This window comes from Pseudomonas fluorescens, assembly GCF_018614655.1.
Lineage (GTDB): Bacteria > Pseudomonadota > Gammaproteobacteria > Pseudomonadales > Pseudomonadaceae > Aquipseudomonas > Aquipseudomonas fluorescens_BX.
In genome coordinates this window covers 1-15,109 of the sequence record NZ_JAGGOG010000017.1, presented here as the reverse complement: position 1 = coordinate 15,109, position 15,109 = coordinate 1, and the positions used below count along the sequence as shown (strand labels likewise).

The following is a 15,109-nucleotide window of genomic DNA, read 5'->3' as shown; positions in this document are numbered from 1 at the left end:
AGCCAATAAATAGTTGCCCTAGCGTGGCCATCATCAGCTCCCGATGATGGCGTTCACTTTACCGTTCGATTGGCAGCCTTAGAGGAACTGCCTCTCGGTATCCCCCACATATTTCAGACTTGCATGACTGAACGCCATCCGCCAGGAGTCATTTATGATACCGCCGCGCCAGTTGCCTTCCAGTACGACGTTTGCGTCCTCGATTCTCTCTTTATCGACACCCCAGGCAACGTCTCCCCTAGCACGCAGCTATGAAAAGTGTCGTGAGTTGAGTGAGGGTACAAGGGCAATGGCGCGTCTTGCGAAGTCATTGGTGGCGTTGATCAGGCAACAACCTCTTAGCGCTCAGTCAAACAGCGCCGAAGCTAAGGTGCTGAACGCTCACACAGAGACGTTTATGCCCTTGGCGGCGCTGGCCACTTCCACCGAGCAGTCCGGTGTGGCTCTGACACGAGAGGTAGCCTCTCTCCTAAAACGTCAAGGCCTGGGAGGACCGCCTGTTACGCCACATGAAGAAAAGTCCAGCATAGACAAGTTGGACGCTTGGAATAAATCGGCATCGAGCACGTTCAAGGTCTTGTACACATACGCGTCCACCAGCCTCGACACCCTGCAAAAACAAGCGGGCATGTCTGCTCCTGGGTTGGCTGAGGCTTTTATTACAGGTACACGCGAAACGGTCGGTCCGGACTCTCATCGCACAGGCAATAATCCCGCAGCACAAAATATGTTGCGTTCCGCGATGGCTCAGGTATGGAATCAGTCAGTTCATCGCGCGACCAATGTGCGCGCTGACAGTGGTCTGAATGCTAATAGTCAGGTTCATTCCCTGATGCAAACACCGGTACACAAGCTGGCTCAGGCGCTGATGCTGCTGATCACCCCCTCTGCAGACACGGCAGGCCACTCTGATGTTCAAGCTCAAGGCGTCCGTCAGTCCCGGGCTGTCTCTTCAGTCTCTCGTTTTGTCACCAACCAACTGGACAATCTGCCCAGCACCGTAACGCCTGGCGCACCGGGTGTTTCTACAGGAGGCATGCCTGAGGGCCTCGCCCCTAAAGCGGAGACTGCACAAGCACAAAAACTGCTAACGCGCTTGTACGCTGAACAGAAACATATGGTTTCGCTGCAGAGCCGTATTCCTTCAGCCTCTGAGGTGATGCAGGAAGGCTTCACGGCGTGGTTGACTAAAACATTTCCCACCGCGGACAAATCGCTCCCGTCGGGGTGGCAGTCACGGCTCTCGGTACACACCTGGGAGGAGAAGGATGGTGTGCTGATAAACGAAAAAACCGTACCCTTGACTGACCTGTTCAAGCGCGCTGTTGTTGGGGAACCCGTAACTCCTTTTTCGCGCATTGAAAGTCAAGGTGAGATTGTGCACATGGGCGAAGATGGCAATTTGTCAGTTCCATCGGCATTAAACCGTAGCGGGGCCAAAGCAACGATTGAAAGCTTGTTTGACCACGCACCGGGAACGCTCAGTGGTTGGTTCGCGACTAGCCAAGATGCGTTTTGGAATAAACCTCTGGGCCTTAAACGCAGCCCGGACCTGACGCCGGCCGGCAGGCTTAAGTGGCAGTCAGTCGCGCAACTACGCGATGAGGCCGCCTTGCGCAAAGACGATGGCACGCTGAGTGCCGAGGGACTTAAGACGGTCCAGGCGGTGCTGACCTCACCGAATCCACGAGAGCGAGCGCAGGGCACAACCGGGCCGGGTATTTACATGCTGCGGGAATGGGGATCGGCGAACGGAAAATTGCTGCACGGAGCTTTCGTGCTGACAGACAAGAACTGGGAAGACTCGGACACTGTAGTGCTGTGGCGACCGGGAGCACCGCTGGCGGAGTTTAAGAGCGTGCAGGCAATGAGGGACTGGCTACAGCTACGCGATCAAAATCTGCCTCGTTACAACCCGGTGACCCCAGAGCCGGTGACAGAAAATCTGTTTGAACTGCGCGTCAAAGACCTGCGGGTGCAACAGAAGGAGTCGCTGCGCAAGGGGCTAGGTGAAACACCGGCTACCGGAAAAACGATTGAGGAGCACCTGAACAAGAGTGCCGATGCGGGACGCCAACTTGACCTCTACCCGGTGATTCAGGGGCGTCAGAAGCTGAAAGACGCCGAGCTCTATCGGCAATGGCTGGTGAGTCAGCCGCATCCCGAGGCGAAGCAGGCCTGGCACGCGGTGCGCAAAGACTATGTCGACTTGAAAGCAAAACTGACCGCGCAGACCAAAGAAGCGCCGGGAAGCATGGAGCTTCAGCCGGAAAAATACGGCAACTCTGAGGAGGTTCGCAAATTTGCTCGCGAGCAGATGATGAAGGCGCTGGGCGGGCAGGACCCGGATAAAATTTATCTGTCGTTCACCGTAAAGAAGCCAGATGGTTACATGCTGATCCCTGGGTTCAACGAGTCAGAAATCGGCAGGGGGTCGCCCGCACTGACACCGTTGCATAAGCCGGAGGCGGAACGCATGTCGCTGACCGACTGGTCGCTGCGCAATGCTGACTACACGCAGAAAGTCGGTTTTTTCCGTAACTTCAGTTACAACGATGCCAAGCTGGTCGATGAAAAAGGTCAGCCCGTTACTGGCCTGAGCGTGAAGGACGTCGTAAAGAAAATTCGCGAAACTGACGTTGGTGGTCGTTACGCTGAGCACCTCAAGAAGACACTGCTGGACTCCCCGGCGGGCCAGGTATCGGCGGATAATTACGCCCAACTGCGGCAATCCGGGCTGAAGATGGCGCTGCAGAGCACCATCATCAACGACGGAGGGATTAAAGCCTCGCTGCCGCAGCAAAAGTGGGTGGAGGAAATCATAAAAAATCCCACCTCCGAGAAGCGGCAGCTCGTGGACGGCCAAGAAATTGCGGTCAGGCCACTGAGGGTGGGGTCGAGTATAGGACTCCCAGAAGGGATCGCATCGGTGCGAGGCGTCTGGCTGGTACAGCCAGCCACTGGCGCGACGTCGAATAAGGTTGTGGTCATCACTCCGGATGCACCTGACGGCCTTTCGTTCCGGGTTTACAACAACGTTACGGAAATGAAAAGCAAGCTTGCGCAGACCCCGCAGATGCAGGCATACCTGGCCGGACGCGTGGCCAGTGCGGCACAGGCAGAGACGATTCAAAACAATAAAGCGCAGTGGGTGACATGGGCACCAGAGGAGAAAGGGAACTTTCTGAAGACGGAGTATGCAGACGGCGTTCAGTTCTCAACTGAGCAAATCTGGAAACATGCAACAAGCCGGATGGGTGCAGACAGCAAAGTGACCACCGGAATTGTTTACAACGCGGCAGACATGGTGTTGAGCAACCTTCCTGTGGTGTCCGTGCCTTACAGCCTGGCACAGATGGGCGTGAGCGTATTCAGGGGGCACCAAAGTCTGCAGGCAGGCGACTCGGCGGCGGCGCAGCAGCATTTCGATGAGGCTTTTGAGCGTCTTTGGGACGTGTTGCCGTCACCGAAAGCGAAGGTGAGCGACGCCAGCGTTCTGGCGAAACCGCTGACACACCTGCCCGACCGGTTTATCCCTGGAGGTACAAGTACGACGCTGGGTTCGCCAGGCGTCTCAACGCAGCCGAACACACCGGTGTTGGCACGTATGCCGGAAAGTGGTGTGAAAATAAAGGCAGTCAATTCCCAGGATGAAATCGGAATTTACCGGGGACCGGAGATACCACAGGGATCAGACGGGGTCCCGGCTGAGGTGACAGCCTGGAAGGCACATGAGGAGATTGTGGCCCGACTCAAGGACGGGGAAGGCAGCATGGGCCCGGGCGGGCGCACCAAGTCGCGAGATCCGGTGACGGGTAAAGACTACCTGAAATTGAATGGTGACTACTATCTCAGCGATAACCAATACGGTACCCACGTGATCTATAAGGCAGGGGATATTACGCATCCGCGTGTGGTGGAGGTCGTGGATGGGAAGCTGGTAGTCAGGCCTGAGGGGAATCAAGGGGCTGGGGGAATGTTGAACTGGTTTCGCGGAGTTACGGAAACACCCGCACAAAAAAGAAACACAGCGTTGCAGCTCGCTTATTTAATAGAAGAGGGAACTCTGGGTCAAAATCGTAGATTATCCCCTTATGGGAAGTCCACTCTGGAGTCACTACCAGATGAATTAGCTTCACAAATTCTCGATAAAGCCAGGGCTAAGGTGAACGCAAGCAGCGTTGACGACTTCAATAGAATTCTCACGGACGTGCAACAGGGGGAATTGAATTTTAGCACTTACAAAGAGGCACTGCTTGAATTGAAGTACGCCATAAATCTTTGGCCGCATATTGAAAATATGACTGACAAAGCTGGCGCAAAATTTAAAATAAGCTTTGATCCGGAAAGCAAATTAAAACTACACGAAACGCTTTTCGAACACAAAAAAAATCTTGTCGACGCGAGCGGCAATCCCGACATACTTGTCAAATATGAAACCGATAAATCCACCGGACTGCAACTCATACTGATGGCGAGTGACAACAGCAGAAACAAAACTGTAGTGGAAAGAATACTCACAAAAAAATATGAGTTAGACCGACTCGTAGAGAATCAAGCTAGAAAGGAAATCATGGACAAGCTGCTCAAAGAAAATCCGGGGCAAGAAAACAACATGGATGCCTTAATAAAGAAACATAACAGTCTGCCGGAGAGCAGGGCTGAGTTCTCTAATCTTAAGCGAAGCATATATAAAAGAGAGAAAGAGCGCCAGAACATCGACGAGCTCACCACCATACTGACACGCAACAAAATCCTCTATGTCATAGTCAGGCAGGACAAGTCCAATGGCAGGATGCACCTTTCTACCGAAGATAACTTCAATAACTTCAATAATGCCATTGGTAAAAATACCCTTTCACAAGAAGTGGTGCCAGTGACAAAAGCCCAGACTAATAAAACGAGTAAAATCCCAGGGTCTGCCGCAGACACAAATGCATCTGCCATTCCTGGTCGGTCAAAAACAGTTAAAACCTTTCAAGTAACCATTGGTGATTTAGCTGCCACGCAGATGTCATATACTAATTTTCCAGACGCGGCGAAGGCCAGAGTCAAATCAATCATGGATGACGTTTCTGGTGGTAGGGAGCTTACCAAACGCATAGGACAACATTACTGGGAAGATGTGCCGCAGCTTAGTCCCAGTGATGGCAGAGGTGCATGGCGTGCCGCCTTTAGCCGAGATGGCACCACTTGGACGCTTCAAGGCTTTTATGATTACCATCAGAATCGCCCCCCCATTGCCTGGGGACAATAAGGATCTTCGGCGCTACCCACACTGAGTTTTATTGTCTATCAGAGGGAACCGTACGTGCGATTTTCACCGCATACGGCTCAAGCCGTTAGTCAGCCTTCCGAGGAAGACCGGCGTATCGGCCTTTCTGCGTCCCTGGAGCCAATACACCTTGGCAATCAGTTCCGGGTCGACTACGCCTCCCTCCGATGGTGGTGATAGGGGGGCAGGGCGCAGACACGCGCTTTCGCCGTGCTCTATCATGCTGGCCTGCTCTCGCTACGCCTGAGACAGTCCCGTCAGACTTTATGCAATCAACGCCCGCGCAGAAGTCTGCCCGGTTTCCCGTGGGGTGATGTTCCAACCCATCCTGCACATGCCCCGGGACACCGATGGCCGACGTACTACAGCACGCAGCAAGGGCAAGGTAGAACGTCCATTCAGGACAGTCAAAGAGGCCCATGAGACGCTTTACCATTTTCACAAACCAATGACCGAGGCTGAAGCCAATCGTTGGCTGACGAACTACGTCACGAAATATAACGCCAAGGACCACCGTCACGAACCTCACAGTCGGATAGAGGATTGGCAGACCCATTCACCGACGGATGGTTTACGCTCCATGTGTTCTTGGGAGCGTTTTTGTACATTGGCTCGGGAGCCTGAATGTCGCACCGTCGGCCTCGATTGCCGACTGACAGTGATCGGTGTGGCTTATGAACTTGACCCGGAGTTGGCCGAAGAAACAGTGGTTGTGTGGTGGGGGCTCTTTGACCCCGAACTGTTCGCCGAGTTGGAAAACGAACAGCTCGGTCCCTTCTTGCCCATTGGTGGCCCGATCCCACTCCATCGCTATCGCAAACACCGCAAGAGCCGCCGTGAATACTGCGTTGACCAAGTAGATAAGCAGGCCGACAAAATCAGCATCCCACTTGCTGCTGTCAGCGGTGAAGCAGACATCGTCGTGCAGCGCTCTAAAAACCAGGATTTGTCTGTGACGTTAGCTGCGCGTCCATTTGTTGGGCCGGATCCCTTTCACCAACTGGCGTACCCAACCAAACTCGCAGCCCGGTTGGCTATTGCCGACGAATTGCGTCTACCGCTGGCCAAGCTCAGTGCTGAAGACCAGGCATTTATTGGACAACTATTTAGACGAGACACTTTCCAGACCGGCCATCAGGGCGGCAGTGCGCGAACGCTTTCCAGTGGGGCGAAAAGGAGGGATTGGCTGATGCTTACCGAAGTTGTACGCCACTAGGGTTTACGTTGCCCGCCGGTTGATGTGGGATTTTTTGAAATCGATCATCACGAGCCAATCAACCGCGACCTGAAGATGGCCCTTCAGAGCGTTCACCTGATTGCGCTCACCGCAGTGATCGGTTCGGGGAAAACCCTGCTGATGCGACGGCTACGTGAAACATTGGAAAAAAAGGGAAAATAAGGAAAGGTCATCGTTGCCCGATCACTCCGCCTGGATAAGGAAAAACTCACGGCGCCGCTGCTTGATTCAGTGCTGCTCTACGACCTTTCAAACGAGAAAACGCTGAAGATACCCAGCGACTCAGAGAAGCGAGCCCGTGAGCTGCAAGCGTTGTTTCGCAAGGCTAAAAATCAGTGGTGCTGTTCATCGATGATGCCCACGGATTTGCATCCGAAAACCCTGACTTCACTCAAGCGCCTTTTTGAGCGAGCCACGGATGGGAAGGGGAAATAGCCATCGTGCTGATGGGTCACCCCAACTCAAGAATGATTGGCGTCGTCCCAACATGGAAGAGGTAGGGGCCGCATGGCAGTGTTCGAGTTTGGTGGGCTGCGGAATCGACAGCGCGATTATATCGATTGGGTGATACGCGAATCGCTCGAGGAGGGAGTGGAGCCCAATGCAGTCATCACTGATGAGGCTACAACAGTCTTGGCGACACGATTGAAGACGCCACTTCAATAGGCCGCTATCTTTGTCCGGGCCTTCGAGGCGGGCTTTGAAATGGGCGTGAAGCCTATTAACGCGACCACCGAAGAAGCAGTCCTGTCACAACGCGTTGACGATCTTGAGCCGCAGCTGACCCGGCACGGCTACGATATACGCTCGATCAGTACACAGTTTGACGCCAAGCCCCCTGAGATACGCCAGTTAATGCGTGGGACCTTGAACCCTCAACGCTCGCAGAGTTGGTCGAAGAAATGCGTACAGCTGGTCCACCGTTGTGATCCGTCTCACGCAAGCTGCCCAAGACGGGTATGTCGGCCGCATTGATAATAGTTATTAAATCGTTCATTCTTACCACTGATTTAACTAGGTGGAATCCGAAAATATGATCAGTGTAGAGTTAGGAAAGCAACTTGAGGGTTATGTCACTCAGCTAATCACTTCAGGGCGCTACGGTTCGAAAAGTGAAGTGCTGCGCGAGGGTGTGCGATTGATTCAGGATCGAGAAACCCGTCTTGCGGCGCTCGATGCTTCAATTGCTCGTGGCCTAACCGACGCTGACGCAGGGCGTACAACTTTAGCAGCGGATGCGTTCGACCGACTGGCTACAAAGTACGGCACGATGGCTGAAAACCTCGCGTGATCGCTCGATTGACCGCCGAAGCTGAAACTGACCTTGAGTGCATAGCTGATCACATAGCCCTGGACAACCCTCGCCGCGCCTTATCCTTTGTGCTTGAGCTGCGCGACAAGTGTATGATGTATGAGCTTAGCGACCATACACCACGCATTTCCGCTGGTGCAGCGCTACGAACGTCATGGCATTCGGCGTCGAGTAGATGGAGACTATCTGATTCTCTATCGGGTTGACGCCGACCAAGTACTCATCGTTCATGTGCTGCATGGCGCTATGGGTTATGCAGCGATTTTGCCCGTTACCAAGTAGCCCTTCGCCATTTATTTCTGCAATGGGTTTTCTTGTGGTTAAACCTTGGGAACAAACCTACTAGAGTCGTACGCTCAAACCCCAGATTTTTTTGTCGAAGACTGAAGACTTGAACCATCAGCTAGTTGCTTGATGGGAGGGCAAGCCTCAACCGCGAAACCTACAGGCCGATCGGAGCGGTGGTTTCAGGGCTAGATTTAATTGCGACTTGTTGTGCATATTTGACTGCTCTGCGGATTGTACTTCGGCTACAGCCACTCTCGTAGTACCTGCGACCAGGAACTACCGCTCGCCAGTAGCTTGTTGATCGTCCCAGGCTGAGCTTGATCGACTTGTCGTCCTCGATGAAATCGCTCGCCAGCGTCTGCCGATGTTGGCCTTTATCTTCGCGCTTAAGCACACCGGAATGACATCCCACACACCACATCAAGATTCCCTGCTACGGTTGAAGACGCCGTATTAACAGATGGTTGTTGATAACCCCGCAGGGAAAAAAGGTTCACGCGATGTCACAAAAAAAACCAGATCCCGTTTGCATTGGCTACTGATCACCGCGGTGGTGATTCTGATCACTGGGTACGCGGTCTATTCCTTCAAAAAAGAAAAAACTCCCGATTTGCTGACCGCCCCCGTCACCCGCAACACCCTCCAGGAAACGGTTCGAGCCATTGGTACTTTGCAGCCGATCCGCCGGGTGGACGTCGGCTCACAAGCGTCCGGTCAGCTTAAAAAACTGTTGGTCAAGGCCGGGGCCAAGGTCCAAGAAGGACAACTGCTGGCCGAGTTAGACCCGACGCTGTCGCAGAACGTCCTGCTCGATGCCCAGGTCGCCCTCGGGGCCCTCTTGGCCCAAAAAAAAGCCACCGAAGCCCAAGTCAGGAAATCACGCCTGTCCCTACAACGCCAGCGGGATATGTTTCAACAGAAAGCCGCTGCACGCCAAGATCTCGAAGCGGCTGAAGCTGAAATGCAACTGCAGCAATCGCAACTGGTAGTGATTATCGCCCAGATCCGCCAGCAGCAACTGCGCGTCGACAACGCCAAGACCAACCTCGGTTACACACGAATTGTTGCTCCGGTCAGTGGCACGGTGCTCCAGGTGCTGACCGAGGAAGGACAAACCGTGGTGGCGTCCTATCAGATCCCGATCATCCTGAAAATCGCCGACCTTACCACCATGACCGTCAGGGCACAGATCCCGGAAGCCGACATCGCTCGCTTGAGCCTCGGCATGAAGGCCTGTTTCACCTCGTTGGGTTATAACAGCCAAAGTTTCTGCAGTACGCTCAAGACCCTTGAGCCGGCACCGGAAAAGATCAACAATGCCCTGTTCTTCAATGCCCTGTTCGATGTAGACAATCAGAGCGGCAAGCTGCGCCCCGAGATGACGGCTCAGGTGATTGTGGTGCTCAGCGAAGCAGAAAAGGCCCTAAGTATTCCGCTGACCGCCTTGGGGGAAAACCTTGCCCAAGACCGTTATCAGGTAAGCGTTGTCGGGGCAGATGGTCGGCCGGTTGCACGGGAAGTCCACACTGGCATAGATAACAGCCAGCGTGTCGAAATCAAAGACGGGCTGCGCGAAGGAGAGAATGTTGTTATGGGACATTACTTGACACCGGGGGGCAAGTAATGCGGGAAGTGTTGCCTCTCTTGTTGCTCAAGGGCGTGAGTCGCCATTTCTTTGTGGACAGTTCAGCCACTATGGTGCTCGACAATATCGACCTGACGATCCAGGCGGGTGAGATGGTGGCGATCATGGGCGCTTCGGGGTCGGGCAAATCGACGCTGATGAATATCATTGGCTGCCTTGACCGGCCTACTTCCGGGCAATACCTCGTGGCAGGCGAGGATGTGGCCCATATGAGCAGTGACGAACTGGCCCGGCTGCGCCGTGAACGGTTCGGTTTTGTGTTCCAGCGTTATCACTTGATCAGCTCGCTGTCAGTGCTCCACAACGTTGAGGTGCCCGCAGGCTATGCTCACCGCCCCCGATCAGAGCGGCGAGGTAGGGCAGAGCACCTACTGACCCTCCTGCGCATGGAGGCGTTCGGGCAGCGCCGGGTCAATCACCTGTCCGGTGGTCAGCAACAGCGCGTCAGTATCGCCAGGGCGCTGATGAACGGCGGTGAAATCATCCTGGCTGATGAGCCCACTGGCGCTCTAGACAGTCATAACGGCCAGGAAGTGATGAAATTACTCCAGTCCCTGCACCGACAGGGCCACACGGTGATTCTCATTACCCACGATGCCATGGTGGCGAGCTATGCACCAAGGGTTATTTATCTGCGCGATGGGAGGATCAAAGACCGCCAGGGTGAAGCTATTTCGCAGGTGAATGTGCCCTCCGACGAAGCGCTGGGTGAACAGCCGCGGTGCTTCGCCTCGGCCTCCTCATCGAGCTCCAGCGTTCAGTCTAGGTGGTGGCAGATCCGCGACGTACTGCTGAGCGCATGCCGGACCATGGGTGCGCACCGCCTACGAACCGGCCTGACCTTGCTAGGCATCGTAATCGGTATCCTCTCGGTGGTCTTGCTCAATGCTGCGGGTCAGGGGGCGAGGCAATACGTGCTAGAAAATTTCAACGTGCTGGGTGGCAACCTGATTACGCTCTATCCTGGCAAGTCGCGGGGAGATGACCATGCGGCGGGTATCCGTTCGCTGTTACCACGGGATCTTGATGCACTGGCAGCATTGCCCTGGGTCAAACACGTTTCACCGGGTATTACCGGTACCACGCGAGTACGTTGGCAGCAGACCGACAGCAACGTCACAGTTAACGGTGCCAGCAGCGGCGTACTGGAGATTAAGTCATTGAAGCTGCTGGAAGGTCGTGGTTTTCTGTCACGAGATATCGAGCGTGAAACCCAGGTAGTGCTGATCGATGAAAACCTGAAGAAGAAGCTCTTCTCGGCCTCGGCCAATGTCCTTGGGCAAGTCATCCTGGTCGGCACACTGCCATGCGAGGTGATCGGCGTGGTCAAGAGCCAGGCAGTGTTTGTCGGTTCGGGCCTCAATCTATGGATTCCCTGGAGCACCACCAACAGCCGTCTGCTGGGGCAGAACTGGTTCAACTCTCTCTCGCTCATCATTGATAACCGCATTCCCAGCGCCGATGCAGAGCGGATCATCACCAATTTGCTCACGCGAATCCACGGGCAACAGGACTTCTTCCTGCAAAACAGCGAGAACTTCGTCAGCTCGATTGAACGCGTCAGTTCTGGACTTACCCTGTTCCTGTCGTTGGTTGCATCGGTGGCGCTACTGGTGGGCGGTGTGGGGGTGATGAACATCATGTTGGTGTCGGTGACCGAGCGCACCCAAGAAACGGGTATTCGCATGGCAGTGGGTGCTCGCCAGCGCGATATCCAGTGGCAGTTTTTGACTGAAGCGGTGCTGATCTGCGTGTTAGGCGCGGTGATTGGCGTCCTGCTGTCCTTTGTCATCGGACAGGCGCTCGGCTTGTTCAGCCTGCCGTGGAGGCTGGTGTTCTCTGGGCAAACACTGTGGCTGGCGATAGGCTGTGCTGTGGTGGTGGGCTGTCTTTCGGGCTGGTTTCCTGCCCGTCAGGCATCCCGGCTTGACCCTGCGCAGGCCTTGACCCGAGATTGAATGTGATGATCATAGATAGATATCACCATCTCCTCCTATCCAGCTTCGCCATTGCCGTCGTGCTCCTGCTGCCCGGTTGTAGCTGGCTGCGCTCTACTGAACCCGCGCGACCTCTGGTACCAGAGCGTTGGCAGTATGCACAGCCTGGGCAGCTTCGCCTGGCATCTGATGTGCAGGACTTCTGGTCATCATTGGGGGATCCAGTGTTGCCTTTGTTGCTGGACCGTGCAATGCAGAACAATGATGATCTGAAACTCAGTGCCCTGCAGCTCAAACTGGCCCAGTTGCAGTCGGAATTGGCCAACACCTCTCTATGGCCAGATGTTTTGTTGGAGTCCACTGCCGGCATAACTCGCCCTTTCAGTACGCAATACGGCGTATCTCCCAGGACCATCCGTAGTGCTGGAGTAACTGGGTCGCTGAGTTATTCGCTGGATATATGGGGGGCGGAGGCGGCACAACGTGATGCAGCTGATATCAATGCCCAGGCCAGTGAGGACGACTGGCACGCCGCGAGATTAAATTTGGAGGTCTCAGTGACCCAAGGCCGATGGCAGTTGGGCTACCTGAATCGTGTAATCGCCAACGCTGATGCAGACCTGGAGGTTGCTCGTAATACCAGGCAACTGGCCGAGGCGCGTTACAGCGCGGGAGCCACCACGTTTCGTGACGTGATACTAACCCGGCAGAACCTTGCAACCCAGGAGGCGGCACAGACACAGAACCGGTCAGCAACTGGTCACGTTACGCAATGCTTTTGTGCTGACCGTAGGAGTTATGTCCGGTATCGAGTTGCCGGAGCTTCAGGACGTGCCGGATACGCCGCTACCTACACTAGCAGCTGGGCTGCCTATCGAGATTCTCGGCAATCGCCCGGATGTGCATGCCGCCGAGCTTCGGGTACGCAGTGCCTTGGCATTAGCGGATGCCACACGCTTAGGTTTTTACCCGACCCTGGCTCTAACCAGTTCTGTGGGCACCACCAGCTCCTCGCTAAGCAGTTTCATGACCCACCCTGTGGGCTCCTTGTCGGCAACCTTGGCGCTGCCCTTTTTGGAATTCAATACAGCCCGATTGGCCAGTCAAAGTGCGCGAATCAATGCCGAAACAGCATTGGTGGCCTTTCGTAAGACGCTGTATGCAGCACTGCAGGATGTTGAGAACAACCTATCGGCCCGGCAGCAGCTGACTGAGCAAAATGCTTTTTTACGTGAGGCATTGGCATTGGCGAGGGAATCGGAACGATTAGCTAAAGTGCGCTGGCTGGCGGGCAGTACTGATATTCAGCCTTGGCTCGACGCACAACAATCGAGTCGCTTCACCGAGTTGAACCTGCTGCAGAACGTACTTGCACGACGCACCAATGCGGTGCAGTTGTATGTGGCGCTCGGTGGGCATTATAGGGGCGCCTACAAAACTGGAAAAAATCGTACTTACTAAGGAGACGCTGAAGGATTAACCCGTTCGCGCCACCCTCCATTTTCAAGCCGCTTTTACAACCCTTCGGCCTTGTTCAGCGTTTCCGGGGCTGATTTCTACCCTCATTACGCTGATTTGCGGGCCAGCCTCGCCTTTTGGGCGGATTTATCCCGCCTCCCGTTGCAAATACCGCTTGGCCAGCAACAGATTGGCCAACCCAAACAGCCAAACAGACTGAACAACTGCGCGTATTCTTTTCCAGTCCATGGTAGCGAACCTTGCGATGCGTTGAAACGCCCCTTAATCACCTGGAGGGGATGCTCGACTTGGCACGCAGTTCGCCTTGGCGTATTCGATCTTGCGCTTGACCCGCAACAGCAAGCTGCCTTTGCCGTGGTGCTTGTAACTGGGGGGCTAGAAAATTCGGAAAAAATCGCTAAGGTTTTCCGAGCTGTCGTAGCGGCCTGAATTTACCGTCTTCGAGCTTATGGCTCTGCCGCCAGACGTAAGCGCCGGTCAGGTTGATGTGCTCCCAGCCCATCGGCGACAGGTACTGATACAGGTCGCTGTTCACTGGCTTTCCGGTATCAGTCAGCCATTGGGTTGCCCGCTCCAGGTAGGCCGTGTTCCACACCACGTCGGCGGCGGTCACCAGGTTCAATCCGCTGGCCCGATAGCGCTGTGGCTCGAAGCTCCGATTCCTTATTTCACCGAGGCGATTGAAGAAAACCGCTCTGGCCAAGGTGTTGCGCGCCTCCGGGGGATCGGTGTGATGGCGAATAAAAACTACCCAATTGCCGAGCGAATAAAAACCGCCCGCACGATCATCACCGAATTGGACCACTAATCTGGCGCGTCAACATGATGACTGCCCGACGATAAGCCACGTGCCTAGCCGGGCAGTGTGTTTCCTTATCTTCATAGATGAAGTCATTAATCCTATAAGAAGCGCATCGCCAAAACGTCCAACATTTTTTCGAGTAAATTATTAGGCTACTACTGCACGGACGGTTCTATTCAGGAATTTTTTCACTTGGGAATGCTTCCACTATAACACCACCTGCTGCCAATTTTGCTTCTGCAAGGGACGAGGGGTATCCGGTGCCAGACATTGGACCTGTGGGTATTATACTGATATCAAGCCATGCCTTTCCGCCATCGCCATTAAGCTCTCCTAACGTGACTTGTCCTACTGGACCTAGATCAAGCGTCAATGCAAAAGCAGGCTGGACGACCAATAGAGCATTAGCCATGGCAGTGATACATAGTACTTTTTGGAAAGTAGGCTTCAAATTCATGATGACGACTCCAGAAGTGTATGTAATTGGAATATGAAGGCGGGTGCTGGACGTTCGCTTCATATTTTTACGAGTGTAGGCTGTCTGCAGCCTTTAGCAAGTGCAATTGTAGTGGTCTAATGTAAGGGATCCATTTATTTCTGCAATGGGGTGTCTTGTGGTTAAACCTCGGGAAACGGACCTGATGGACCACCATCAGGAAACCGTCCGTTTTTTGCGCGGTTTGGTCCGTCTCAGGCAGCCTGCGTGAGCGTCTCAATAATGTGGCTGCATCTTACGCAAAGTGGCTGGTGTCTCAGCTAATGTGCGTCTGGCAGAGTTATCCGTCTTCCGTAATGTGGTTTGGAAAGGGGTATTTATTGTGCGTGGGGCCAATCATCATGGTGCGTCACTCCACATAGGAGGTGTAAGCGAGGCAGTAGCTTAGAAAAGTCTTCTGCTGGATTTGCCCGTGCCATAAACGATTTTGGTCGAGGCATCCGTTCATTAACGTGGACTGCATGAGACACGCTTTTTCCTGATTTCCCAAGGCTAAGGTGGTGTGCATTTCCAGGCAGGACACCGTTTCCCCCTTCCGATAAGGGATCGGCAAACGGTTATGTTTATGACTAACCGCAACGATAAGAGTGGGGAGCTTTTGGGCCGGGAGCGGCGGCGCCGCTGGAGCCAAGAGCAAA

Annotated in this window: 9 protein-coding genes and 3 pseudogenes; 8 read left to right on the top strand and 4 right to left on the bottom strand. The window is 54.3% G+C overall.

The features are described 5' to 3' along the window. Positions 1-289 precede the first annotated feature (289 nt). The 8 genes and pseudogenes from J7E41_RS17970 (at position 290) to J7E41_RS28130 (ending at position 13,155) form a co-directional block, all read left to right on the top strand. Entirely contained in the window at positions 290-5,257 is a 4,968-nt protein-coding gene (locus J7E41_RS17970) for a dermonecrotic toxin domain-containing protein (protein ID WP_214994800.1), read from the top strand. A gap of 331 nt (positions 5,258-5,588) precedes the next feature. Further along, complete coding sequence (locus J7E41_RS17965) at positions 5,589-6,491, top strand: hypothetical protein (protein ID WP_214994798.1); 903 nt, start codon at positions 5,589-5,591, stop codon at positions 6,489-6,491. Between the two features lie 1,054 nt (positions 6,492-7,545). After that, positions 7,546-7,803, top strand: a complete 258-nt coding sequence (locus J7E41_RS17960) for a type II toxin-antitoxin system ParD family antitoxin (RefSeq protein WP_214994795.1) — start codon at positions 7,546-7,548, stop codon at positions 7,801-7,803. A 120-nt stretch (positions 7,804-7,923) separates the two neighbouring features. Further along, entirely contained in the window at positions 7,924-8,106 is a 183-nt protein-coding gene (locus J7E41_RS28445) for a type II toxin-antitoxin system RelE/ParE family toxin (protein WP_214994794.1), read from the top strand. A 466-nt stretch (positions 8,107-8,572) separates the two neighbouring features. Continuing rightward, complete coding sequence (locus J7E41_RS17950; protein WP_214994792.1) at positions 8,573-9,736, top strand: efflux RND transporter periplasmic adaptor subunit; 1,164 nt, start codon at positions 8,573-8,575, stop codon at positions 9,734-9,736. Beyond that, the gene (locus J7E41_RS17945) at positions 9,736-11,715 is read left to right on the top strand and encodes a MacB family efflux pump subunit (protein ID WP_214994790.1); all 1,980 of its coding nucleotides are present in this window, start codon (positions 9,736-9,738) and stop codon (positions 11,713-11,715) included. Before J7E41_RS17950 ends, J7E41_RS17945 begins: the two co-directional genes overlap by 1 nt. Positions 11,716-11,720: 5 nt before the next feature. Next, a pseudogene (locus J7E41_RS28440) lies at positions 11,721-12,434 on the top strand (TolC family protein); the annotation flags it as partial. Positions 12,435-12,492: 58 nt separating this feature from the next. Then, entirely contained in the window at positions 12,493-13,155 is a 663-nt protein-coding gene (locus tag J7E41_RS28130; protein WP_251029559.1) for a TolC family protein, read from the top strand. A gap of 144 nt (positions 13,156-13,299) precedes the next feature. On the opposite strand, the pseudogene J7E41_RS17935 reads toward J7E41_RS28130, so the two are convergent. The 4 genes and pseudogenes from J7E41_RS17935 to J7E41_RS17920 all read right to left on the bottom strand — a co-directional run. Further along, positions 13,300-13,548, bottom strand: a pseudogene (locus J7E41_RS17935) (IS5/IS1182 family transposase); the annotation flags it as partial. 22 nt (positions 13,549-13,570) lie between these two features. Beyond that, positions 13,571-13,891: pseudogene (locus tag J7E41_RS17930) on the bottom strand (Tn3 family transposase); the annotation flags it as partial. 256 nt (positions 13,892-14,147) lie between these two features. After that, positions 14,148-14,432 carry a hypothetical protein gene (locus J7E41_RS17925; RefSeq protein WP_214994786.1) on the bottom strand — a complete coding sequence of 95 codons (285 nt, stop codon included), beginning with the start codon at positions 14,430-14,432 and terminating at the stop codon, positions 14,148-14,150. A 388-nt stretch (positions 14,433-14,820) separates the two neighbouring features. Beyond that, positions 14,821-15,109, bottom strand: a 289-nt coding sequence (locus tag J7E41_RS17920) for a hypothetical protein (protein WP_214994784.1), incomplete at its 5' end; no start/stop codon positions are given.